The sequence below is a fragment of the Citrobacter sp. Cpo069 genome (assembly GCF_030332785.1).
GTDB lineage: Bacteria > Pseudomonadota > Gammaproteobacteria > Enterobacterales > Enterobacteriaceae > Citrobacter > Citrobacter portucalensis.
In genome coordinates, this window is the sequence record NZ_JAOWHD010000042.1 from 101,101 (window position 1) to 124,220 (window position 23,120).

Sequence of the window (23,120 nt, forward strand, 5' to 3'; positions counted from 1 at the left end):
CTTACTGCGGAAATAATCGGCGGCAAGAGCCGCCGACAAACAGGATAGTAATCTTAATCAGTAACAACGGTCATCGTCAGCGAAGAGGCCACGTCACCAGCAGTAACATCGGCAGAACCAATTCTTGCATAACGTGCGCTAAAGTTCAGCGTATATTTATTGTCTGTAGTTTTAGTTAACATAATACCTTCATCAGGGTTAACCGGTTTAGAAAAATCATCACCATAGTAAACGGAGAAGCCAGCACCATTATTTGCGGCAGTGTTTCGTGTAATATGTTTATTAGCACTATCAAATTGGGAGCTGGAGAACGTAATTTTTGGCGCGTTGTCCCCAGTACATTCAACAGTTAATGGCACAGTAGTCTTATTTGTATATCCATCATAAACACCACCGGCACTTAAGGCATTTAATCTGTCAGCACCAATTTGGTTCATACCGATGGTTGCAGTGGTATCACCCGTAAATTTACAGGTTGTTCCAACTACCTTACCAGTAATAATCAATTCACCCTGATCGGTATCAGCAGCAAAAGCCCCAGCACTCATAAATACAGCAGACAGCACAGTAGCAGAAATAATTGAACGTTTCATAATATCTTCCTTAATAAAATAATTTCTATTTGTTAAGAGGGTTAACTCTTGGATTTAAATTCGCACACCAAAAACGTTACCGCAATGTAAACGTGTTGTTTTGTTGATTTAAAACAAGTTACTAATTGCAATATAATCGCAACAAATAAGTGAAGATAAACACTATTTATATATTTAATAAATTAGCGTTATTAATTGTCGTTTTTTATTTGTTAGAGAAATAAAAAAGCACTCATCATTCATATAAATGATGAGTGCTTAATATCAACACTGAGATTCTTAGTCTAATCGTAACGGTTTAACACTATCTGTCGCATAGAATCCCCTGGTACAGAAACGATCTCGGTCACGACGCCCTTCGCTGGAACAGGATCCACATGACTAACATTTGAAAGATGAAGAGATTGACCGCATTTCTGTTGAACGTTGTTATTCACGACGTCAGCACTACAGGTTGGTTCAACGACTCGCCCACTGATTGTTAAGGTCGCAGTATCGGAAGCGAAGGTAGGGGCGCTCATTCCATAAGTCAGAGCTATAATTCCCATCAGTAAACTTTTTTTCATTTTAATCGTTATTCCTGTGGTTAGCATCAAATAGCATACAGAGGACCTGTTCAGCACATTATGGGCATAACACCCTGTTTGAACCAATTGAAATTGTAGATTAATGAGATAGATTTGATCAATTATAATGATGCATCGAGGTGATTTATTCGGAAAAAGGCATGAATTATAAACGCAGAATGAACAATATCGTAAGATTTTTAAATTTAATATATTCACCGCATCAATAATACATTGATGCGGTGAATATCTGTAACGCTATAAATTACACCGCGCGGAAGGCAATCTCGCCCGGAATAACCTCTCCCTGCCAGTAGAGCTGTGCAGCCACTCGTCCTGCCAGGTCGCGGTAAATAGCAGTAAATTCGCTATCAGGACGGCTAATCACCGTCGGCGTACCACGATCGAGATCCTCACGCAGAGAAATATGCAGCGGCATCTGTCCCAGCAGTTGAGTGTGATACTGCTCGGCCAACTTCTGTGCCCCACCGGTACCGAAGATCGGTTCATGGTGACCGCAGTTGCTGCAAATATGCATACTCATATTCTCAACAATACCCAGTACCGGCACTTCGACTTTTTCGAACATCACGATGCCCTTTTTCGCATCGATCAGCGCGATGTCCTGCGGCGTAGTGACAACAACCGCGCCCGTTACCGGAATGTTCTGCGCCAGCGTCAGCTGGATGTCACCGGTGCCCGGCGGCATATCCAGTACCAGATAATCAAGATCCGGCCATAAGGTTTCCTGCAACATCTGCAGCAGCGCTTTGCTGGCCATCGGGCCGCGCCATACCATCGCGTTATCGTCAGTGACCAGATAACCAATGGAGTTCGTTGCCAGACCATGAGACATGATCGGTGCCATGTGGGTACCATCTGGCGAGGTTGGACGCTGGTTTTCCGCGCCAAGCATTGTCGGGATAGACGGACCATAAATATCGGCGTCCAGAATCCCTACCTTCGCCCCTTCTGCAGCCAGCGCCAGCGCCAGGTTCACGGCGGTAGAGGATTTACCCACGCCACCTTTACCTGAACTGACGGCGATGATGTTTTTCACACCATTAATACCCGGCTGGTTTTTCACGCGTTTCAGCGTCGCGATGTTATGCGACAGTTTCCAGTCGATCGCTTTCGCACCGGTAATACGCAGCAGATCGGCGCTACATTGCTCTTTTAAGTCCTCAAACGCGCTATGCCAGACAAACGGCATGACCAGCTCAACGTGCAACGTGTCATCCATCCAGGCGACGTGGTGCAACGCTTTAAGCGTCGTCAGATTATGCTTCAGGGTTGAATGCTGAAAATTCGCCAGCGTCCCGGCAACCATGGCGCGCAGGGTCTCTGGTGATTTGGCCTGGGATTGTGCGTTCATCCCGACTCCTTTTTGTTGTTCTGAATATACAATAGTCACCAGGTAGTTTACTCCAACCGCAACAATTATTCATTTACGGATAAATGCCCTTATCGCTTGGCGCAGTAATTACCATTTTGGTACTATCAAAGCCCTTTTCACTACAAAAGAAGTAATTGCCCACTATGACTCAAGTCGCGAAGAAAATTCTGGTAACGTGCGCGCTGCCGTACGCCAACGGCTCAATCCACCTCGGCCATATGCTGGAGCACATCCAGGCTGATGTCTGGGTCCGTTACCAGCGAATGCGCGGCCACCAGGTTAACTTCATCTGCGCGGACGACGCACACGGTACGCCAATCATGCTGAAAGCACAGCAGCTTGGGATCACGCCAGAGCAGATGATCGGTGAAATGAGTCAGGAGCATCAGACTGATTTTGCAGGTTTTGACATCAGCTACGACAACTACCACTCGACGCACAGCGAAGAGAACCGTGAGTTGTCTGAGCTGATTTATACTCGCCTGAAGGAGAACGGTTTTATTAAGAACCGTACAATCTCCCAGCTTTACGATCCGGAAAAAGGCATGTTCCTGCCGGACCGTTTTGTTAAAGGCACCTGCCCGAAATGTAAGTCTCCGGATCAGTACGGCGATAACTGTGAAGTCTGCGGCGCAACCTACAGCCCGACCGAACTTATCGAGCCGAAATCCGTCGTGTCTGGCGCAACGCCGGTGATGCGTGACTCCGAACACTTCTTCTTTGATCTGCCGTCATTTAGCGAAATGCTGCAGGCGTGGACGCGCAGCGGCGCGTTACAGGAGCAGGTCGCCAACAAAATGCAGGAATGGTTCGAATCCGGCCTGCAACAGTGGGATATCTCTCGCGATTCCCCGTACTTCGGTTTTGAAATCCCGAATGCGCCTGGCAAGTACTTCTATGTCTGGCTGGACGCGCCAATTGGCTATATGGGTTCATTCAAAAACCTGTGCGATAAGCGCGGTGACACCACCAGTTTTGACGAGTACTGGAAGAAAGATTCTGACGCCGAGCTTTATCACTTCATCGGTAAAGATATCGTTTACTTCCACAGCCTGTTCTGGCCTGCCATGCTGGAAGGCAGCAACTTCCGTAAGCCGACCAACCTGTTTGTACACGGTTATGTGACGGTGAACGGCGCGAAGATGTCCAAATCTCGCGGCACCTTCATTAAGGCCAGCACCTGGCTGAAGCACTTCGATGCCGACAGCTTGCGCTACTACTACACCGCGAAGCTTTCTTCACGTATTGATGACATCGACCTGAACCTGGAAGACTTTGTCCAGCGCGTTAACGCCGATATCGTCAACAAAGTAGTCAACCTGGCATCCCGTAACGCTGGCTTTATTGCTAAGCGTTTTGACGGCATTCTGGCGGCTGAGCTGGCCGACCCGGCGCTGTATAAAACCTTCACCGACGCCGCAGCGGTGATTGGCGAAGCATGGGAAAGCCGTGAATTTGGTAAAGCTATCCGTGAAATCATGGCGCTGGCCGACGTGGCAAACCGCTACGTTGACGAACAGGCACCGTGGGTCGTGGCTAAACAGGAAGGCCGCGATGCCGACCTGCAGGCGATCTGCTCGATGGGTATCAACCTGTTCCGCGTGCTGATGACCTACCTGAAACCGGTTCTGCCAACGCTTGCTGAACGTGTTGAAGCTTTCCTGAACAGCGAACTGAGCTGGGATGCCATTGAACAGCCACTGCTCGGCCACAAGGTCAACACCTTTAAAGCGCTGTACAATCGCATCGACATGAAACAAGTTGAAGCGCTGGTTGAGGCGTCGAAAGAAGAAGTGAAAGCAGCTGCAGCACCGGTTACCGGCCCGCTGGCTGATGACCCGATTCAGGAAACCATCACCTTTGACGATTTCGCCAAAGTTGACCTGCGTGTAGCGCTGATTGAAAACGCCGAATTCGTGGAAGGTTCCGACAAACTGCTGCGTCTGACGCTGGATCTCGGTGGTGAGAAACGTAACGTCTTCTCTGGTATTCGTTCTGCGTATCCAGATCCGCAGGTCCTGATTGGCCGCCAGACCATTATGGTTGCCAACCTGGCACCACGTAAGATGCGCTTCGGCATTTCCGAAGGGATGGTGATGGCCGCAGGTCCTGGCGGGAAAGATATCTTCCTGTTAAGCCCGGACGAAGGTGCAAAACCAGGCCAACAGGTGAAGTAAATCAAACATCTCAAGCGCTGCAACCGCAGCGCTTTTTTTTTCTACGCAAGTGCTTCCTCTAATCTTAACCCCTGCTCCATTTTCGGACTGCTTCGTTGTTAATATTAGATTTATTCTATACTGCTCTGGTATCAAGGTAGTCCGGGCTCACCAGATTCGTGGACGTTATTATTTAACATCCGATATTCATGAAATGGAGTTTTACATGAAAGCGTTACAAAAATTATTTTCTCTCGCCGTGGCATCGATTGTGGTTTTTTCCCTGGCGGGATGTGGTGATAAAGAAGAGACAAAAACATTCAATGCCAACATTAATGGTTCTGATATCACCGTCTCTTACACCTATAAAGGTGATAAGGTCCTGAAGCAAATCTCCGAAAGTAAAATTAGCTATGCGTCAGTCGGTGCCAGCAATAAAGAGGAAGCAGCAAAAGTATTCGACGCATTAAGCGCCAAATATCAGAACATTCCTGGCATAGAAGAAAAACTCACCTATTCAGATACCTACGCGCAAGAAAATGTCACTATCGATATGGAAAAAGTTGATATAAAAGCGTTGCAGGCCATTTCAGGGATGAAGCTATCTGAAAACGCCGATAAAAACATCAGCATGAAGCAAATGCAAACGGTAATGGAATCGGCGGGTTTTAAAGAAGTGAAGTAAACCATCGGCGACCCGATTTTAATCGGCGTCGCCCATTTTTTCTTTATGGCTTCGCGTTATGTACCCGTGATGTCAAACCACGCAGAAAATAACGCAGGAACTGATCGCCGCATTCGCGATAGTTCTTATGATCAGGTGCACGCATCATGGCGGTAATTTCCGGCATCGACACACGGAATTTCTGCTCGGTCATAATAGCCAGAATATCGTCGGTTTTCAGCGAAAAGGCGATACGCAGCTTTTTCAGCACCGTATTGTTATTAACACGACGCTCCAGCGCCAGTTCCGGTGCAGAATCATCTTTACCACGCAGATGATAAATCAGGCCGTTTAAAAAACCGGAGAGAATGATATCCGGGCAACGAACAAACCCAGCCTCATCTTCTTTTGTCATCCAGGTATCGAAACCTGCGGAGGTGGATTCCATGTCAGCAAGCGCAAGAATACGCACCATGTCGTTATTGTTCGCTTTCAGGGTGTAGCGCAGGCTACGAAGAATATCGTTACTTAGCATAGAGCCTTCAACTGTCGGTGATGCAATGGCGCGCAGTGTATCAGTTTTACAGTCCAATCGCCTCTTTTAGACTTTTAAGATAACGACGACTCACCGGAACGGTCAGTCCGTTACGCAAAATCAGTTCCGCCTGACCGTTGTCTTCCAGACGGATCTCCTGCAATTGCGCCATATTTACCAGATATTGCCGATGACAACGCAGCAGAGGAGTACGGCTCTCCAGCGTCCTGAGCGTCAACTCAGTGAAGCCTTCTTTACCATCGCTGCTCGTCACATACACACCACTCATGCGACTGCTGATAAACGCCACATCATCCATTTGCAGCAAATAAATCCGACTATGGCCGCTGCACGGAATAAACTTCAGCGCCTGCTGATTTTCTGGCAGCAGTGATACATCCTGCTTGGTACGCTCCTGACGCAAACGGATTAGCGTTTTTTCCAGCCGTGCTTCTTCAATCGGCTTGAGCAGATAATCAAACGCATGTTCTTCGAAGGCTTTCACCGCATACTCATCAAAGGCGGTCAGAAAAACAATGTACGGACGATGCTCGGGATCAAGCATGCCAACCATTTCCAGGCCGCTGATTCGCGGCATCTGAATATCAAGGAACAGAACATCCGGACGCAATTTATGCACCGCGCCAATGGCTTCCACCGCATTCGAACATTCACCGACAATCTCGATGTCGCTTTGCTCTTGCAACAGGATCCGCAGATTCTCCCGGGCTAACGGTTCGTCATCGACAATCAGCACTTTGATCATGCCAGTTCCTCCAGAGGAAGTCGTAAAGTGATTCGAGTAAAGCGGTCAGGTTCACACGCTACGCTGATGCCAAAATCATCGCCAAACCGCTCACGCAGTCGTTTATCGACCAGATTCATACCCAGTCCACTGGCTTCTGAGGTTGGCTGATACAGCCCGGCATTGTCTTCGATATCCAGCATCAGATATTGCCCTTCGCGACGGGCGGTGATCGATACTTCACCGGTATCCAGTAACTGAGAAGTACCGTGTTTAATGGCATTCTCCACGATGGGTTGCAGAGTAAAGGCGGGTAATTGCTGATGCGAAAGTTCTTCTGGCACCGTCAAGGTCACCTGAAGACGCGACTGGAATCGTGCCTTCTCAATTTGCAGATAAGCATTAACGTGTTCAATTTCATCGGCCAGCGTCACAATTTCCGACGGGCGTTTTAAATTTTTACGAAAGAACGTCGACAGATACTGCACCAGTTGGCTGGCCTGCTCGCTATCGCGTCGGATCACAGCTTTGATGGTGTTGAGTGCATTAAACAGAAAATGGGGATTGACCTGGGCGTGCAGGAGTTTTATTTCCGACTGCGTGAGCATCGCTTTTTGCCGCTCATACTGCCCGGCCAGAATCTGTGCCGAAAGCAGTTGGGCGATCCCTTCCCCCAGCGTACGGTTGATCGAACTAAAGAGGCGGTTTTTGGCTTCATACAGTTTGATGGTCCCCATTACCCGCTGGTTTTCACCTCGCAGAGGGATCACCAGCGTCGAGCCTAATTTGCATTGCGGGTGCAAAGAGCAACGGTAAGGAACTTCATTCCCATCGGCATACACCACCTCTCCGGTTTCAATCGCGCGTTGGGTATATGACGATGAAATAGGTTTTCCGGGTAGATGATGATCGTCACCAATACCGGTAAATGCCAGCAGTTTCTCACGATCGGTAATCGCCACCGCACCGATATCCAGCTCTTCATACAGCACCTGAGCAACCTTCATGCTGTTAACCTCGTTGAACCCCTGGCGTAAAATACCTTCCGTTGAGGCGGCAACTTTGAGTGCTGTGGCGGAAAAAGCGGAGGTATATTTTTCAAACATCGCCCGTTTATCGAGCAAAATACGCATAAACAAGGCGGCGCCCACGGTATTGGTTACCATCATAGGCGCGGCAATATTGCTGACCAACCGAAACGCATCGTCAAACGGACGGGCAATTAATAAGATGATCAGCATCTGCACCAGTTCGGCGACAAAGGTAATCGCCCCCGCAGTCAGCGGACTAAAGACTTTATCGGTGCGACCACGACGGGTAAGCACGCTGTGCACCAGCCCGCCGAGCAACCCTTCCACAATGGTCGAGATCATGCAGCTAAGCGCAGTCATCCCACCCATCGAATAACGATGTAAACCGCCGGTAAGACCAACTAAACCACCGACCACAGGGCCGCCAAGCAGCCCGCCCATCACCGCGCCTATAGCGCGAGTGTTGGCAATAGAATCATCAATGTGCAGCCCGAAATAGGTACCTAAAATGCAGAAAATGGAAAAAGTAACATAGCAAAGCAGTTTATGCGGGAGTCGGATAGTCACCTGCATCAGCGGAATAAACAAACGCGTTTTGCTCATGAGCCACGCGATAACGAGGAACACACACATCTGCTGAAGCAGCAGCAACACCAGATTAAACTCGTACATACCCGCCAACCACACATCACTTAAAAGCGCGTAACATACATGGGCTGCGTGTAACTTTCTTTGAAGTGTTGCAAAAAAAAACGAATTTGTGAGAACGATCACTCGAAAGCGCGAGCATGGTTACAAATTCACCCATTCATAGATCAAAAAACAGACAAAACTACCTGGTTCGCAAAAGAGCGTCTAAAGTAAAACTGGGACCTCGCGAGCAAGAGTGAGACGACGATGGCGCTTTACACAATAGGTGAAGTGGCTTTGCTTTGTGATATCAACCCTGTCACTTTACGCGCGTGGCAGAGGCGTTACGGATTACTTAAACCGCAGCGGACAGACGGCGGGCATCGCCTGTTTAACGATGCGGATATCGACCGGATCCGCGAGATAAAACGCTGGATAAACAACGGTGTCCAGGTCAGCAAGGTTAAAATGTTGCTCAGCAATGAGAGCATTGATGTGCATAACGGTTGGCGTGAACAACAAGAGACGCTGTTGAGCTATTTGCAAAGTAATAATCTGCATAGCCTCAGACTTTGGATCAAAGAGCGTGGCCAGGATTATCCCGCACAAACGCTCAACACCCATTTGTTCATTCCGTTACGCCGACGTCTGCAATGCCAACAGCCGATCCTGCAGGCGTTACTGGGGATCCTCGACGGCGTACTGATCAACTACATCGCTATTTGTCTGGCCTCAGCACGTAAGAAACAGGGGAAAGATGCTCTGGTGGTTGGCTGGAACATTCAGGATACGACCCGTTTATGGCTGGAAGGTTGGGTCGCCAGCCAGCAGGGATGGCGCATTGACGTCCTTGCCCATTCGCTGAACCAACTGCGACCGGAGCTGTTTGAAGGTCGCACCTTGCTTGTCTGGTGCGGCGAGAACCAAACGCCCGCTCAGCAGCAACAGCTGAACGAATGGCGCGCGTTGGGTCACGATATTTATCCACTCGGTATTTAGAGCCTGGCCCATTAGGGCTATTTTGCTTGCCATTTCGAACCTGGGCAGTGCTCAGACAACACTCAGAGAGTTTTGAACGCCCTTTAGGGCGGCCCGGAGGGTGAGCGTAGCGAATAATCCTCACGTACTACGTGTACGCTCCGGTTCTTCCGCGCTGGCCGTGTTCAAACTGTCTGCGCCAATAACGCCTAATGATCCAGGCTCTTAATATTCTATTAACAAACGTGTACAATCCTTGGATTCACATAAGGAGTGCATAATGAGCGCAGCTAAAATCGGTGTTATCACCCTCTTTCTGCTAATGGCTATCGGCGGTATCGGCGGCGTCATGCTGGCAGGCTACACATTCATTTTACGTGCCGGGTAAGGCGGCTCGCTAATCGCTCAAACCCGCGATCAACTATCACTGCCGCCAGCGCGACCAGCAGCGCGCCCTGAATCACATAGGCGGTATTGAACCCACTCAGCCCGATAATAATCGGCGTACCCAGCGTGTTCGCCCCAACGGTTGAGGCGATGGTTGCGGTGCCGATATTAATAATCACCGACGTGCGAATCCCGGCCAGAATCACCGGGGCCGCCAGCGGCAACTCGACTTTACGCAGCCGCTGCCCCTGACTCATTCCCATTCCGCTGGCAATATCCATCACGCTGGGTGAAATTCCGCCGAGTCCCGCCAGTGTTGCCTGCAAGATCGGTAATACGCCATACAGGATCAACGCGATAATTGCCGGTTCAGGACCAAATCCCATCACCGGTACAGCTATCGCCAACACCGCAACTGGCGGAAAGGTCTGCCCCACGGCGGCAATGGTTTCCACCATCGGCCGGAATTCCGCGCCCCAGGGTCGGGTTACCGCTATACCGGCCCCGGTGCCAATGAGTACGGCAATCAGGCTTGAAATCCCCACCAGGCCAAAATGGCTCAGTGCCAGCGCCGCAAAACTTTCCTGCTGATACACGGGACGCGGTAGCGCCGGAAATAGCGCACTGAACAAGGCCTGACTATGAGGCAACCCAACTAACAGGACCAGAAACAGGACAATAAGCCATAACAACGGATCAGCAAGACGTTTCACGGGTCGGCATCTCCGAAAGCAAATCACGAAAATGAAGCGTCCCGCAGGACACCCCCTGCGGGGTCACGACCGGCAAGACGTCGCAACCGCGCGCTACGAACACCGACAACGCATCACGCAGCGTCATTTCATCTACCAACGGTTCACCGGCTGTGTGTTCACCGCGACGGATAAAATCCCCTACCGTGCGAAGCGACAACAGACGTACGCCCAGTTCACTACGGCCAAAGAATGTTTGCACGAATTCGTTCGCCGGTGCTGTCAGCATCGACAGCGGCGTGCCTTGCTGCACTACCTTTCCTGCATCCATCAGAACCAGATGCTCCGCCAGCCTTAGCGCCTCGTCGATATCATGCGTCACCAGCACAATGGTACGCCCGAGCAGACGATGAATGCGCGTCATCTCCTGCTGCAGCGCACCGCGGGTGACCGGATCCAGCGCGCCAAAAGGCTCATCCATCAGCAGTACCTGAGGATCTGCCGCCAGGGCACGCGCCACTCCGACCCGCTGCTGTTGCCCGCCAGACAGCTGATGCGGATAACGATGGCGCAAACTTTCCTCAAGACCCAGCAGCGCCATCAGTTCGTCTGTTCGGTCATCAATACGTGAACGCGACCACTTTTGTAGCTGCGGCACCGTGGCGATGTTCTGCGCGACGGTCCAGTGGGGAAACAAGCCAATAGACTGAATCGCGTATCCCATGCGCCGCCTTAACTCCAGCACCGGTAGGCTGCGGATCTCTTCCCCGGCAAAGCGAATCTGTCCGCTGTCATGTTCAACCAGCCGATTGATCATTTTCAGCGTGGTGGATTTCCCGGAACCTGACGTGCCAATTAACACCGAAAAGCTGCCCTCCCCCAACCGCAGATTAAGGTCGTCAACGGCTTTTTGCTGGCCATAGGTTTTACTGACATGGCGAAATTCAATCATTATTCGATACCTCTAGCAGCGCGAGCCCTAAATCAAACAGCGCATCAATCAATACCGCCAGTACCACAACCGGGATCACGCCCAGCAACACTAAATCGACGGCGCTACTGAGCAATCCCTGAAAGACCAGCGCGCCAAATCCCCCTGCGCCAATCAGTGCAGCAATCACCGCCATTCCCACCGTTTGCACCATCACTACCCGTAAACTGCGCAAGAAGACTGGCAATGCCAGCGGGAACTGCACCGAGACAAACCGCTGGAAAGTGTTCATCCCCATCGCTCGGGCGCTTTCCAGTACATCCTGCGGCACCTGATTCAACCCAGCCACAACGCCACGTACCAGCGGTAACAGCGCATACAGCACTAACGCAATAAGCGCAGGCGTCAGGCCGGTTCCGGCGACGCCGAGCGAACCCAACAAAGGAAAGTGCTTCACCAACCCGGCAAGGGGCGCAATTAACAGGCCAAACAGCGCGACTGAGGGAATGGTTTGGATGATATTCAGTACCGCAAAAACCGGCCCCTGACGGGAGACAGAGAAAGCACACCAGATGCCCAACGGCACACCAATAAGCAGCGCGGGCACCACGGTAGCGAACAGAATTGTCAGATGCTGCGCCAGGGCGTCGTTGAAGACATCCTGACGGTTGGCATATTCTTTAAGCAGGGATAGATCGTTAAACGTGCCGGAGAACAAAAGCACCAGCGGAAAAATAAACATTTGCGCGTGCAACAGCCAACGCCATGATGCCAGCTCGGTTATGCGACGAATGGCGTCACTGGCGGCCAGCAACATTAGTCCTAGCCCCAACCAGAACCCGCTGCCCAGGCTGGTTCTGGCCAGTGGACTTCCCGTCTGGGCCAGATACGTTGCCGTTGTTCCTGCGGTTACCAGCGCTGCAATAACCAGCAACTGGCTAATAACAAGCGTCAATATATTGCCGGGCTTTCCCGGTACAAAGCACAGAAGAAACAGCAGCGAACAGGCTACTGCCAATCCCCACGCCATGTCGGGCCGGATATCCCAGAGTTGGCGCCCCTCACCGGAGACCAGGCGATTAGGCGCATAGCTAATGAAAGGCAGCGCTGCCGCCGCGAAGGTAAGAAGTACCAGTAACAACAGCACCCGATTAACTGAAATCTTTGACAAAACACCCACCTGCTGCAAACTCCGTTACTTCACCCATCCTTTTTGCTTCAGGTAGTCTGCTGCAACTTTTTTCGCATCCAGCCCCTCCACGGCAATACTGGCATTCAGCTGCTGCAACGTTTTTTCATCCAGGCTGGCAAAAACCGGTTGTAGCCATTCTCCCATTTGCGGGTAGTCTTTCAGCACCGATTCACGTACGACGGGTGCTGGCGCATAAATGGGCTGGACACCTTTGGGATCGCTTAAAGTTTGCAGACCGAGCGCCGCAACCGGGCCATCGGTGCCATAAGCCATCGCCGCATTGACTCCAGAAGTCTGCTGCGCCGCTGCTTTAATCGTCACCGCGGTATCTCCCCCAGCTAGCGACAACAGCTGATTTTGATTCAGTTTGAAATCATAGGCTTTTTCAAACGCAGGCAACGCGTCAGCCCGTTCGATAAATTCAGCAGAGGCAGCAAGTTTGAACGTTCCCCCGTCTTTCAGGTAGCGGCCTAAATCAGCAAGGGACTCAAGCTTGTTCTTTTGCGCGACATCCTGGCGTACCGCAATAGTCCAGGTATTATTGGCGGGTGCAGGCGTTAGCCAGACCAGCTTATTTTGCTCTGCATCCAGCTTTTTCACTTTCTCGAAACCGGCCTGCGCATTTTTCCACGCCGGATCATTTTCATCTTTAAAAAAGAATGCGCCATTACCGGTATATTCCGGATAAATATCCAGCTCACCGGAGGTGATTGCCCCACGCACTACTGGGGTGGTGCCCAGCTGTACTTTATTGACAGTTTTCACGCCATGGCTTTCGAGCACCTGCAAAATAATGTTGCCGAGCAGCGCCCCTTCGGTATCTATTTTTGAACCAACCGTGACGGGTGACGCGGCCTGTAAGGGTAGGCTTATCGCGGCTAACAGCACCAGCGAACCCACCGATACTTTTGAGATTATCATGCTGTACTCCTCATCTTTTTGCGGCCCTTTTCAGAGACTTGAGGAAAAAGCATAGTCGAAAAATCAAGCCTTAACCTGGCAATTGGGTGGTAACGCTGAGAGTTATTAGCGGTAAGGCGATAATAAAATAAAAAAAATCCGGCAAACCCAATATGAATTTGCCGGATGATACGACTTTGTCAGCCTGATAAGCGTAGAGCCATCAGGCATGCTGCATGACTTTATTCATCTATTACAGCAGTTCAAATTCGCCCTGCTTCACTCTGGCGGAATCCACGCCGATGAAAACGTTAAATTTGCCAGGTTCTGCATCGTATTTCATCTGCTGGTTCCAAAATTTGAGCGCTTCAATATCAATCGGGAAGCTGACGGTCTGAGTTTCACCTGGCTTAAGATTCACTTTTTCAAAACCTTTCAGCTGTTTTACCGGACGACTCATGGAGGCGGTCACATCCTGTAAATACATCTGAATCACCGTTGCACCTTCGCGCTTGCCGGTGTTGGTCACCTGCACGCTGGCCGTCACGGTTCCGTCACGCTTCATCGTCGGAGAAGAGAGCTTCACATCAGAAACCGTAAACGTGGTGTAACTCAGGCCATAACCAAAGGGATACAACGGACCATTGGCTTCATCAAAGTAGCGCGACGTGTACTTGTTCGGCTTATCGGCGTTATACGGACGACCGGTATTGAGATGGCTGTAATAGACCGGGATCTGTCCAACAGAGCGCGGGAAAGACATCGGCAGCTTGCCTGACGGATTGTAATCACCAAACAGCACATCGGCGATGGCGTTACCGCCCTCCGTCCCGGCAAACCAGGTTTCGAGGATCGCATCGGCTTGTTGATCTTCCTTCACCAGCGCCAGCGGACGACCGTTCATCAACACCAGAACCAACGGTTTACCCGTGGCTTTCAGCGCGGCAATCAGGTCACGCTGACTTTGTGGAATGGTGATATCGGTGCGGCTGGAGGCTTCATGCGCCATGCCCTGCGCTTCACCGACTACCGCGACAACCACATCAGATTGCTTCGCGGCGTTAACGGCTTCATTGATCATCGCCTGCGGCGAACGCGGGTCAACCTTTACCGCTTCTTCATACAGGTTGAGGAAATCGACAATGCCTTTGTCGTTGGTGATATTCGCCCCTTTGGCGTACAGCACTTTGCCCTGTTTGCCGACGGCATTTTTAATCCCCGTCAGCACCGTTACCGACTGATCGGCAACACCGGCGGCGGACCAACTGCCCATCACATCACGCTTGCTGTCGGCCAGCGGACCGACAACCGCCACTGTGGCGGATTTTTTCAGCGGCAACGTTTCCAGACGGTTTTTCAGCAGCACCAGGCTTTCGCGCGCCACTTCACGCGCCTCTTTGCGATGCAAACGGCTTTCTGCGTTGGTGTCCTGTGGGTCAGATTCTTTGGCTCCCAGATGGCTGTACGGATCGTTAAACAGCCCCATATCATATTTCACGTTCAGCACGTGGCGCGCGGCGTCGTCCAGCTCCGCCATCGTCACTTTGCCGGATTTAATCAAGCCCGGCAGATATTTGCTGTAATACTCATCACTCATACTCATGTTGATGCCGGACTTGATCGCCACACGCACCGCATCTTCAGGATCGGAGGCGGTACCGTGCTTAATCAGTTCCTTAATCGCGCCGTGATCGGAAACGGTAATCCCCTTAAAGCCCCACTCATCACGCAGCACGTCTTTTAACAGCCAGGCGTCTGAGGTTGCAGGCGTACCGTTTAGCGAATTAAGACCCACCATCACCGCACCGCTACCGGCGTCCAGCCCGGCTTTATACGGCGGCATATAGTCGTTGAACAGGCGCTGTGGGCTCATATCGACGGTGTTATATTCCTTGCCACCTTCAACCGCGCCATAGGCGGCGAAGTGCTTGACGCTGGTCATCACCGAATAGCGGTCAGCCGGGCTTTTCCCCTGCATCGCTTCCACCATGGTTTTACCCATCGTAGCCGTTAAATACGTGTCTTCACCAAAACCTTCTGAAGCACGGCCCCAGCGCGGATCGCGAGAGACATCGACCATTGGCGCCCAGGTCATATTCAGACCATCATCGGCAGCTTCATACGCGGAAATACGGCCAACGGTTCTGACCGCATCGAGATTAAAAGAGGACGCCAGGCCGAGACTTATCGGGAACACGGTACGCTGGCCGTGCAATACGTCGTAGGCAAAAAAGAGAGGAATTTTCAGGCGGCTGAGCTCCATCACCTGATCCTGCATTTTGCGGATATCCTGGCGCGTGACGGTGTTAAAAATTGCCCCAACCTGCCCGTCTTTGATCATCTCGCGGATGGCTTCTTTCGGGTTATCAGGCCCGACGCTTATCAAGCGTAGTTGCCCAATTTTCTCATCCACGGTCATCTGTTTAAGTAAATCGGTAACGAATGCATCCCGCGCTTCTGGCGTCAGAGGATGGTTACCAAACAGCGTGTCCGCCAGCGCTGGTTGCAACGCCAGACTCACCGCGACACCTACAGAACATAGCCATTTCATGTTGATTCTCTCTTTATTTTTTCCCGACGAGGCAGCGAAAATATAACAAAAACCGCAGTTTGCCGTAAGACTAAACGGGAGCGATAAAGAAAGCTAAGGTTATTCTCCTAATTTTCGAAACCAACGCGACTCAGTGGAAGACAACCCAGAGACAATGTGAATGAGAAAGCGTATTGTCATACAAAGCGCTATGCTTGTTCCTGATATTGAGTCCCACCACAAGGAGTGGAGAATGTCTTCCATTACAACAGATAATAAAGCTTTTCTGAATGAACTGACCCGTCTGGTAGGTCATTCACACCTGCTCACAGACCCTGCTAAAACCGCCCGCTATCGCAAGGGATTCCGCTCCGGTCATGGCGATGCGCTCGCCGTGGTGTTCCCTGGCTCGCTTTTAGAATTGTGGCGCGTCCTGAACGCTTGTGTCGCCGCAGATAAAATTATCCTGATGCAGGCCGCCAACACCGGCCTGACCGAAGGCTCTACGCCGAGCGGTAATGATTATGACCGCGAGATTGTCATTATCAGCACCCTGCGCCTTGATAAGCTGCACGTCATCGGCAAAGGCGAACAGGTGCTGGCCTATCCCGGCACCACGCTTTATTCACTCGAAAAAGCGCTCAAACCGTTTGGCCGTGAGCCGCATTCGGTGATCGGATCTTCCTGTATCGGCGCTTCAGTGATTGGCGGTATTTGTAACAACTCCGGCGGCTCGCTGGTTCAGCGCGGCCCGGCATACACGGAGATGTCGCTGTTTGCGCGTATTGACGAGCAGGGAAAATTACAGCTGGTTAACCATCTGGGTATCGAACTGGGCCAGACCCCGGAACAGATTCTGAGCAAACTTGATGACGAGCGGATCAAAGATGACGATGTGCGCCATGACGGGCGTCATGCACACGATCACGACTACGTTACCCGCGTCAGAGATATTGAGGCGGACACGCCCGCTCGCTATAACGCCGACCCGGATCGGTTGTTTGAATCATCCGGTTGTGCAGGCAAGCTCGCGGTTTTTGCGGTGCGTCTGGACACCTTCGAAGCCGAAAAAAACCAGCAGGTCTTTTACATCGGTACCAACCAGCCAGAGGTGCTGACGGAGATCCGCCGTCATATTTTGGCAAAATTTGAGCATCTGCCGGTCGCCGGTGAATATATGCACCGCGATATTTATGACATCGCTGAGCAATACGGCAAAGATACGTTTCTGATGATCGACAAGCTCGGCACCGACAAAATGCCGTTCTTCTTCACCCTGAAAGGTCGCACCGATGCAATGCTGGAAAAAGTGAAAATTTTCCGTCCACATTTCACCGATCGGGCAATGCAGAAATTTGGCCATTTGTTCCCCAGCCACTTACCCGCGCGCATGAAAAGCTGGCGCGATAAGTACGAACATCACCTGCTGTTAAAAATGGCCGGTGGTGGCGTGGCTGAAGCGCAAAACTGGCTAAGCGAGTTTTTCAAAACCGCTGAAGGCGACTTCTTTGCCTGTACGCCGGAAGAAGGCAGCAAGGCGTTTTTGCATCGCTTTGCGGCGGCTGGGGCGGCGATTCGTTACCAGGCCGTACATGCCGATGAAGTGGAAGATATTCTGGCGCTGGATATCGCGCTGCGCCGTAACGACACCGAATGGTACGAGCATCTGCCTGCAGAGATCGACAGCCAACTGGTGCACAAACTCTATTACGGCCACTTTATGTGCTACGTCTTCCATCAGGATTACATCGTGAAAAAAGGCGTGGATGCGCATGCCCTGAAAGAGCAGATGCTGGAACTTCTGCACGAGCGCGGAGCACAGTATCCGGCAGAGCATAACGTCGGACATCTGTATAAAGCACCGGAAACATTAACCCGTTTTTACCGCGAGAATGACCCCACCAACAGTATGAATCCGGGGATTGGTAAAACGAGTAAGCAAAAGTTCTGGAAAGAGTCGTAAACCAGAAAAAGATAAGCGCCACCGGGCATGTTGCTGGGGGCGCTTCGCTTGCCCGGCCTACCGCTACATTAGCTATGTGTATGCCGGATGAGGTGTCTTATTTAATCGTTCTGTGCAGTTTGCTCGCTCGTCGCTGAACCCGCCGCTGCCATCTGCGCCGCTTTTTGCTTTTTATAGCTCAGCGCCGCTGCCGGAACCGGCATCACCTTGCCCGTTTCGATCCAGGTACGTAAACGGCTGGCATCGGCAAAGTGGGTATATTTACCGAACGCATCCATCACCACCAGCGCCACCGGTTTGTTATTGATCACGGTGCGCATCACCAGACAGTGGCCTGCCGCATTGGTAAACCCGGTTTTGGTTAACTGAATATTCCAGTTATCGCGGTATACCAGATGGTTGGTGTTACGGAATGGCAGCGTATAAGCCGGGTTGGCAAAGGTCGCCATATCTTCACGCGTGGTGCTTAACTGGCCAATCAGCGGATACTGCTTGCTGGCGATCAGCAGCTTGGTTAAATCACGAGCGGTCGAGACGTTATGAATCGATAAGCCGGTTGGTTCAACAAAGCGTGTCTGAGTCATGCCGAGCGCTTTCGCTTTGGCATTCATGGCCTTAATAAACGCGTTATAACCGCCAGGGTAATGATGCGCCAGGCTCGCCGCCGCACGGTTTTCTGATGACATCAGCGCCAGCAGCAGCATGTCTTTACGGCTAATTTCACTGTTCAGTCGCACACGAGAGTAGATGCCTTTCATTTCCGGCGTCTGGCTGATATCAACTTTCAGCTTCTCATCCAACGGCAGTCGCGCATCAAGCACTACCATCGCGGTCATTAATTTGGTAATCGACGCAATCGGACGCACAAGGTCCGGGTGGTTCGAATAGATAACTTTGTTGGTATTCAGATCAACAATCATCGCGCTACCGGACGCTATCTCAGGCTGAGAAGCTGCTGCGGTAGTTGCCGTTTTAGCCACGGCTTGGGGTGCAAAAGGAACGGCCAGCACCAGGGCAAGGCTTAATAATGAAACTCGGAATTTCAGCATGATGAGATTTCTGATAATGGTTCACGCACGTCACAACGCACACCGCCAGAGACTAAGTATTATCTCAAGCTAGCTCAGGCATCATAGCGATCCGGCAGGTTTGCCGCCACAGGAGAATCGTCTCGAAATGCTGCGTTGCTGACTTTTACGTCAACAACGCAGCGCAGACAGGTTTATCCGTCAGAATAACCGATAGCCGTAACCCCACAGGATTACCGTAATCGCCAGCAGAACTTCCAGCACCAGCACACCGATCGCCAGCGTCGAACTGGAAAAGCTCAGGCCTTCCTCTTTAGAGATATTCAGGAACGTCGGAATGCCGAGATAGAGTAAATAACCGGTGTAAAACAGCGCAATGGTCCCCACCAATGCGCACAGCCAGACCAGCGGATAAAGTGCGACCAATCCGCTTAAAAACAGCGGCGTCGCGACATATCCGGCAAACACCATGCAATGCGCCAACGATGGGCGCTGCGGGTAATTACGTGCCATCCACCAGATAACCCGGCCCATGACGGCGACGCCTGCCAGCATCACCCCGTAAAACAGAATTGCCATCGCAAATCCGGTCAACAGAGATAACTTCAGGATATTGCCATCGCCAAAATTCCAGCCGATTTGCGTGGTACCGATAAATGCGCAAACAACCGGGATTGCCGCCATCAGCAGTACATGGTGGGTATAGTGATGCGAAACACTTTCGTTTTCGCTGTTGATCACGTGCATTTCACGATCGGGATGGGAAAACAGCCCCCAGACATGGTTCATACCGCCCCCTTCTTGTCAGCTCCGGACCTCAACACTTCAAGTATAATTCAGCTTTTGATTATTTTATGTACACATGAAAAATACCGAAGCGCCGGGTAAAAAGTGTGTAAGCCGTAGGCCTGATAAGCGAAGCGCCATCAGGCATTAGGGAACTGAACGACGTTAAGCGCTACTATGCGTCTTTTCCGGCATCAAGTATTCATAGGGTGTATGCTATGACCAGTGGAGGTCATACAACGTATGGATATAACGCATTATGTTGCGCAGTACGGCTATGCTGCGTTAATCATCGGCAGCCTGGCGGAAGGTGAAACCATTACCCTGTTAGGCGGCGTCGTGGCGCATCAGGGAGTCCTGAAATTCCCGCTGGTGGTGCTCTCGGTCGCGCTGGGTGGGATGATTGGCGATCAGTTGCTTTATTTACTCGGACGTCGTTTTGGCGGCAAAATTCTGCGTCGTTTCTCGCGCCATCAGGCGAAAATTCATTATGCGCAGAAAATGATCCAACGGCGTCCTTACCTGTTTGTGGTCGGTACGCGCTTTATGTACGGCTTTCGCGTTATTGGTCCCTTACTGATTGGCGCCAGTCACCTGCCGCCGAAGATATTTTTACCGCTGAATATTCTTGGCGCGTTTGTCTGGGCGTTGCTATTTACCACCCTCGGCTACGTCGGTGGTGAAGTGATCGCGCCGTGGCTGCATAGCCTTGACCAGCATATCAAGCATGGCATCTGGCTGGTGCTGGTTATCGGGATAGTCGCGGGCGTCCGCTGGTGGATGAAACGCCGAAGCACGCGTAAAGCGCAATGAAGATGGCCCGACAGCGGAACACCGTCGGGCCGAACGATCAGGATGCGTGATAACCGCCGCCCAGCGCGCTGGTCAACTGGATTGAAGCATCCAGCCACTGGCCTTGCAAAAGCAGACCGTTGCACTGCTCACGTAATGCCGGGATCTTTGCCTCGCTGACCCTGGAGCCCGCAATAATACCCGCATTAAAGCGCGCCTGTGCCAGCCCCACTACGCGCTGAGCGTCATGTTCAATCTGCTGCTGATGCTGATTTTTCTGCGCCAGTGTTTCTACCTGCGATGCCGCACGTGCCACGTCATTCACCGCATCCACCACAGCTTTGTTGTAATTCGCCACCGTCAGGTTACTTTGCGCTTTCGTAATATCGAGATTCGCATTCAGCCTGCCACTGTCAAAGATAGGCAGCGTCAGCCCGGCGGTTACGCCCATTTGCTGCGCGGAATGGCGGAACAGGTCACTCAGATGTAACGCATCCTGTTGTAAAAATGCCATCAGATTCACATCGGGATAAAACGCCGCTTTCGCCGCATCAATACTGCTCAGCGATGACTCAATGTACCAGTGTGCTGCCTGCAAATCTGGTCGACGGGCCAGCAGCGAATAACCTAGCTGGGACGGAAGCTGACTTTCAACCACGGGTAGTTTGGTCGAATGGAGCTTCAGGGCAACGGACTGCGAGTTGCTCAACGCGCTTAGGCGCGCCTCAATCACCTTCATTTTACCGCTGACATCATTCAGCTGCTGCTCTGTTTTGCTGGAATCGATATCGGTTTCGACGCCTTCCACCGAAGAAGTGAGGCCGTTTTGATACAGTTGACGATCGACGGTAATCACATTTTGCTGCTCGCTTTCGATTTGCGTCAGCACGGTTTTCAGCGCCGCCTGCGTCTGCCATTCCCAGTAAAGACGGGAGACACCGCTCGCCAGCAGCTGCCGGGTTTGCTCGCGCTCAGCCTCACGCGCCTTAACGGCTCCTATACGCGCAGTCACTTCGGCCCGATTCTTACCCCACAGATCCAGATTCCAGCCGGCGGTTAAACCAAAAGTACCGTTGGTGTACCACGGCCCCGTGGTTCCTGCTGCGGGATCGGTTATGGCGAAAGGTCCCATCAGCCCCTCAGCTGACATTCTCTGACGCTCAACGTCTGCGGAGAAGTCGATCTCCGGGCCATCCTGCGCTTCCACGGCCTTAGCCTGCGCCTCCGCCAGTTGAATGCGCTGTTCCGCGACCTGCATATCAGGAGAATTTCGTAACGTGCTGTCAATCAACGCATTAAGCTGGGGGTCGTGATATGCCTTCCACCACTGGCTGTCCGGCCAGCCATTTTTTAACGCGGCAGGCAATGTGGTATCGACATTTGCGGCAGGCGTCTGCTGTGACAGAGACTGGCGGTCATCATGCATCGGCGCGCAGCCAGACATCAGAACAAAAAGCGGCAACAATGCCGTCGTGACAAACACAGAATTACGATTCATGGAGATATACAGGTAAGAAAAGATGTGCAGAGATTACGACTTGTCGCTGTTGCTTTTTTAGTTACGCGTGGCAATACATCTTTGGCAATAAAAATATATAATCAGAAAAATATACACCTCGTGAATAATATAGATTAAATAATTTTAATAATTAATGGATGGAGATGTTATGTCACAGAATATCTATGACGATCCTGAGTTCTTTGCCGGATATGCCACGCTGGATCGTTCAGTAAAGGGACTCGACGGCGCGCCAGAATGGCCGACAATACAAGCGATGCTCCCCTCTCTTCAAGGCAAAAACATTCTTGATTTGGGCTGTGGATATGGTTGGTTTTGCCGCTACGCGCGCGATAATCAGGCAGCCAGCGTAATGGGACTGGATATTTCACAAAAAATGTTAACCCAGGCACACAGTATGACGCAGGGTAATGGCATCGTTTATCAGCGTGAAGATCTCGAAACGCTAACCCTGTCCCCAAATTCTTTTGACCTGGTTTATAGCTCGCTTGCCCTGCACTATTTGCACGATATAGAACGATTATTCGTAACCATTTACCAGTCATTAACACCAGGCGGTATGTTAGTTTTCTCTGCCGAGCATCCAATTTATACCGCACCGCTTAGTCAGGGTTGGATAAAAGATAAAACTGGGCAGCTGTCCTGGCCGGTTAATCATTATCAGCAGGAAGGTGAGCGCATCAGTAACTGGTTTGCTGAAGGCGTCAAAAAACAGCACCGTAAGCTGGCGACCTGGATTAATGCGCTGATTGCCGCCGGATTCGAGATCGTCTGTGTCGATGAATGGGGACCGTCCGCGCAACAGATTGCTGAAAACCCGGCTTTAGATGAAGAAAAGGAGCGGCCGATGGTGTTTCTGCTCAGCGCACGTAAACCTGCATAACAACGCCTCCAGGCAGAATGATTGATACTTTCCTATACTCAATCTGAACTTACCAAAAAAAGGAAAGTTAATGAAAATTCTGCTGTGGGTAATTCTGATTATTTTTCTGATTGGGCTATTGGTGGTAACAGGCGTGTTTAAGATGATTTTCTGATGTCGTCATTTCGCCTAGGCCTGATAGCAGAAATCTCAGGCTATTCTTCTCTCTGATGCCGGATGGCGG

The 23,120-nt window shown here is 51.2% G+C and carries 22 protein-coding genes; 8 read left to right on the top strand and 14 right to left on the bottom strand.

Annotated elements, in window-relative coordinates:
- Positions 1–53: 53 nt before the first annotated feature.
- From yehD to apbC, 3 genes are all read right to left on the bottom strand, one after another.
- Entirely contained in the window at positions 54–593 is a 540-nt protein-coding gene (yehD, locus tag OGY08_RS05005) for a fimbrial protein YehD (protein ID WP_125362674.1), read from the bottom strand.
- A 284-nt stretch (positions 594–877) separates the two neighbouring features.
- Positions 878–1,159 (bottom strand): DUF2574 family protein, encoded by a 282-nt coding sequence (locus OGY08_RS05010; protein ID WP_048234930.1) that lies wholly within the window; start codon positions 1,157–1,159, stop codon positions 878–880.
- 265 nt (positions 1,160–1,424) lie between these two features.
- Entirely contained in the window at positions 1,425–2,534 is a 1,110-nt protein-coding gene (apbC, locus tag OGY08_RS05015; RefSeq protein WP_003027343.1) for an iron-sulfur cluster carrier protein ApbC, read from the bottom strand.
- A gap of 164 nt (positions 2,535–2,698) precedes the next feature.
- Between apbC and metG the strand changes: the two genes are divergently transcribed.
- A complete protein-coding gene (metG, locus tag OGY08_RS05020) occupies positions 2,699–4,732 on the top strand; it encodes a methionine--tRNA ligase (RefSeq protein ID WP_048215927.1) in 2,034 nt (677 codons plus the stop codon).
- 205 nt (positions 4,733–4,937) lie between these two features.
- On the top strand, positions 4,938–5,396 hold the full coding sequence (locus tag OGY08_RS05025) for a YehR family lipoprotein (protein ID WP_071444692.1): 459 nt from the start codon (positions 4,938–4,940) through the stop codon (positions 5,394–5,396).
- Positions 5,397–5,439: 43 nt separating this feature from the next.
- Here OGY08_RS05025 and OGY08_RS05030 read toward each other — a convergent pair whose 3' ends face one another.
- From OGY08_RS05030 to OGY08_RS05040, 3 genes are read right to left on the bottom strand one after another with little or no spacing between them, the layout of a single operon-like run.
- Entirely contained in the window at positions 5,440–5,910 is a 471-nt protein-coding gene (locus OGY08_RS05030; protein ID WP_003834454.1) for a YehS family protein, read from the bottom strand.
- Between the two features lie 46 nt (positions 5,911–5,956).
- Positions 5,957–6,676 (bottom strand): two-component system response regulator BtsR, encoded by a 720-nt coding sequence (gene btsR / locus OGY08_RS05035; protein ID WP_003840155.1) that lies wholly within the window; start codon positions 6,674–6,676, stop codon positions 5,957–5,959.
- Positions 6,673–8,358: a sensor histidine kinase gene (locus OGY08_RS05040; RefSeq protein ID WP_003834458.1), complete on the bottom strand. Its 1,686-nt coding sequence runs from the start codon at positions 8,356–8,358 to the stop codon at positions 6,673–6,675. The genes btsR and OGY08_RS05040 overlap by 4 nt, the downstream gene beginning before the upstream one ends.
- Positions 8,359–8,583: 225 nt before the next feature.
- Here OGY08_RS05040 and mlrA point away from each other — a divergent pair, with 225 nt between their 5' ends.
- Together mlrA and OGY08_RS05050 are read left to right on the top strand one after the other, a co-directional pair.
- Positions 8,584–9,315, top strand: coding sequence for an HTH-type transcriptional regulator MlrA (mlrA, locus tag OGY08_RS05045; RefSeq protein ID WP_003027351.1), 732 nt, complete (start codon positions 8,584–8,586; stop codon positions 9,313–9,315).
- 259 nt (positions 9,316–9,574) lie between these two features.
- Entirely contained in the window at positions 9,575–9,682 is a 108-nt protein-coding gene (locus OGY08_RS05050) for a protein YohO (RefSeq protein WP_003027354.1), read from the top strand.
- Here OGY08_RS05050 and OGY08_RS05055 read toward each other — a convergent pair.
- From OGY08_RS05055 to bglX, 5 genes are all read right to left on the bottom strand, one after another.
- A complete protein-coding gene (locus tag OGY08_RS05055) occupies positions 9,663–10,394 on the bottom strand; it encodes an ABC transporter permease (protein WP_060683544.1) in 732 nt (243 codons plus the stop codon). The genes OGY08_RS05050 and OGY08_RS05055 overlap by 20 nt on opposite strands.
- Positions 10,378–11,325 carry an ABC transporter ATP-binding protein gene (locus tag OGY08_RS05060; RefSeq protein ID WP_003834466.1) on the bottom strand — a complete coding sequence of 316 codons (948 nt, stop codon included), beginning with the start codon at positions 11,323–11,325 and terminating at the stop codon, positions 10,378–10,380. The genes OGY08_RS05055 and OGY08_RS05060 overlap by 17 nt, the downstream gene beginning before the upstream one ends.
- Positions 11,318–12,484, bottom strand: a complete 1,167-nt coding sequence (locus OGY08_RS05065; protein ID WP_008785250.1) for an ABC transporter permease — start codon at positions 12,482–12,484, stop codon at positions 11,318–11,320. Before OGY08_RS05065 ends, OGY08_RS05060 begins: the two co-directional genes overlap by 8 nt.
- A gap of 15 nt (positions 12,485–12,499) precedes the next feature.
- On the bottom strand, positions 12,500–13,417 hold the full coding sequence (gene osmF, locus OGY08_RS05070) for a glycine betaine ABC transporter substrate-binding protein OsmF (protein ID WP_008785251.1): 918 nt from the start codon (positions 13,415–13,417) through the stop codon (positions 12,500–12,502).
- Positions 13,418–13,649: 232 nt separating this feature from the next.
- Positions 13,650–15,947 (bottom strand): beta-glucosidase BglX, encoded by a 2,298-nt coding sequence (bglX, locus tag OGY08_RS05075; protein ID WP_125362675.1) that lies wholly within the window; start codon positions 15,945–15,947, stop codon positions 13,650–13,652.
- Between the two features lie 232 nt (positions 15,948–16,179).
- Between bglX and dld the strand changes: the two genes are divergently transcribed.
- On the top strand, positions 16,180–17,889 hold the full coding sequence (gene dld / locus OGY08_RS05080) for a D-lactate dehydrogenase (RefSeq protein WP_079934531.1): 1,710 nt from the start codon (positions 16,180–16,182) through the stop codon (positions 17,887–17,889).
- 101 nt (positions 17,890–17,990) lie between these two features.
- Here the strand turns inward: dld and pbpG are convergent, their stop codons facing one another.
- Together pbpG and OGY08_RS05090 are read right to left on the bottom strand one after the other, a co-directional pair.
- Complete coding sequence (gene pbpG / locus OGY08_RS05085) at positions 17,991–18,938, bottom strand: D-alanyl-D-alanine endopeptidase (protein WP_048234922.1); 948 nt, start codon at positions 18,936–18,938, stop codon at positions 17,991–17,993.
- Positions 18,939–19,118: 180 nt separating this feature from the next.
- Positions 19,119–19,706, bottom strand: coding sequence for a Yip1 family protein (locus tag OGY08_RS05090; protein ID WP_003834475.1), 588 nt, complete (start codon positions 19,704–19,706; stop codon positions 19,119–19,121).
- Between the two features lie 240 nt (positions 19,707–19,946).
- On the opposite strand from OGY08_RS05090, the gene OGY08_RS05095 reads away from it, so the two are divergent.
- Complete coding sequence (locus OGY08_RS05095; RefSeq protein WP_003834476.1) at positions 19,947–20,516, top strand: DedA family protein; 570 nt, start codon at positions 19,947–19,949, stop codon at positions 20,514–20,516.
- Between the two features lie 37 nt (positions 20,517–20,553).
- Here the strand turns inward: OGY08_RS05095 and mdtQ are convergent, their stop codons facing one another.
- On the bottom strand, positions 20,554–21,993 hold the full coding sequence (gene mdtQ / locus OGY08_RS05100) for a multidrug resistance outer membrane protein MdtQ (protein WP_048234918.1): 1,440 nt from the start codon (positions 21,991–21,993) through the stop codon (positions 20,554–20,556).
- A gap of 169 nt (positions 21,994–22,162) precedes the next feature.
- Between mdtQ and OGY08_RS05105 the strand changes: the two genes are divergently transcribed.
- Together OGY08_RS05105 and yohP are read left to right on the top strand one after the other, a co-directional pair.
- Positions 22,163–22,897 carry a class I SAM-dependent methyltransferase gene (locus tag OGY08_RS05105; RefSeq protein ID WP_125362676.1) on the top strand — a complete coding sequence of 245 codons (735 nt, stop codon included), beginning with the start codon at positions 22,163–22,165 and terminating at the stop codon, positions 22,895–22,897.
- 70 nt (positions 22,898–22,967) lie between these two features.
- Positions 22,968–23,051 carry a small membrane protein YohP gene (yohP, locus tag OGY08_RS25280; protein WP_015572324.1) on the top strand — a complete coding sequence of 28 codons (84 nt, stop codon included), beginning with the start codon at positions 22,968–22,970 and terminating at the stop codon, positions 23,049–23,051.
- Positions 23,052–23,120 lie beyond the last annotated feature (69 nt).

Bases quoted from the DNA above. Each gene is read 5' to 3' on its own strand.
- OGY08_RS05040 (WP_003834458.1), bottom strand. From the start codon at position 8,358: ATGTACGAGTTTAATCTGGTGTTGCTGCTGCTTCAGCAGATGTGTGTG.
- mdtQ (WP_048234918.1), bottom strand. From the start codon at position 21,993: ATGAATCGTAATTCTGTGTTTGTCACGACGGCATTGTTGCCGCTTTTT.
- OGY08_RS05095 (WP_003834476.1), top strand. From the start codon at position 19,947: ATGGATATAACGCATTATGTTGCGCAGTACGGCTATGCTGCGTTAATC.
- dld (WP_079934531.1), top strand. From the start codon at position 16,180: ATGTCTTCCATTACAACAGATAATAAAGCTTTTCTGAATGAACTGACC.
- mlrA (WP_003027351.1), top strand. From the start codon at position 8,584: ATGGCGCTTTACACAATAGGTGAAGTGGCTTTGCTTTGTGATATCAAC.
- btsR (WP_003840155.1), bottom strand. From the start codon at position 6,676: ATGATCAAAGTGCTGATTGTCGATGACGAACCGTTAGCCCGGGAGAAT.
- yohP (WP_015572324.1), top strand. From the start codon at position 22,968: ATGAAAATTCTGCTGTGGGTAATTCTGATTATTTTTCTGATTGGGCTA.
- osmF (WP_008785251.1), bottom strand. From the start codon at position 13,417: ATGATAATCTCAAAAGTATCGGTGGGTTCGCTGGTGCTGTTAGCCGCG.
- OGY08_RS05050 (WP_003027354.1), top strand. From the start codon at position 9,575: ATGAGCGCAGCTAAAATCGGTGTTATCACCCTCTTTCTGCTAATGGCT.
- OGY08_RS05025 (WP_071444692.1), top strand. From the start codon at position 4,938: ATGAAAGCGTTACAAAAATTATTTTCTCTCGCCGTGGCATCGATTGTG.
- OGY08_RS05060 (WP_003834466.1), bottom strand. From the start codon at position 11,325: ATGATTGAATTTCGCCATGTCAGTAAAACCTATGGCCAGCAAAAAGCC.
- OGY08_RS05030 (WP_003834454.1), bottom strand. From the start codon at position 5,910: ATGCTAAGTAACGATATTCTTCGTAGCCTGCGCTACACCCTGAAAGCG.
- yehD (WP_125362674.1), bottom strand. From the start codon at position 593: ATGAAACGTTCAATTATTTCTGCTACTGTGCTGTCTGCTGTATTTATG.
- OGY08_RS05105 (WP_125362676.1), top strand. From the start codon at position 22,163: ATGTCACAGAATATCTATGACGATCCTGAGTTCTTTGCCGGATATGCC.
- pbpG (WP_048234922.1), bottom strand. From the start codon at position 18,938: ATGCTGAAATTCCGAGTTTCATTATTAAGCCTTGCCCTGGTGCTGGCC.
- OGY08_RS05010 (WP_048234930.1), bottom strand. From the start codon at position 1,159: ATGAAAAAAAGTTTACTGATGGGAATTATAGCTCTGACTTATGGAATG.
- OGY08_RS05090 (WP_003834475.1), bottom strand. From the start codon at position 19,706: ATGAACCATGTCTGGGGGCTGTTTTCCCATCCCGATCGTGAAATGCAC.
- bglX (WP_125362675.1), bottom strand. From the start codon at position 15,947: ATGAAATGGCTATGTTCTGTAGGTGTCGCGGTGAGTCTGGCGTTGCAA.
- apbC (WP_003027343.1), bottom strand. From the start codon at position 2,534: ATGAACGCACAATCCCAGGCCAAATCACCAGAGACCCTGCGCGCCATG.
- metG (WP_048215927.1), top strand. From the start codon at position 2,699: ATGACTCAAGTCGCGAAGAAAATTCTGGTAACGTGCGCGCTGCCGTAC.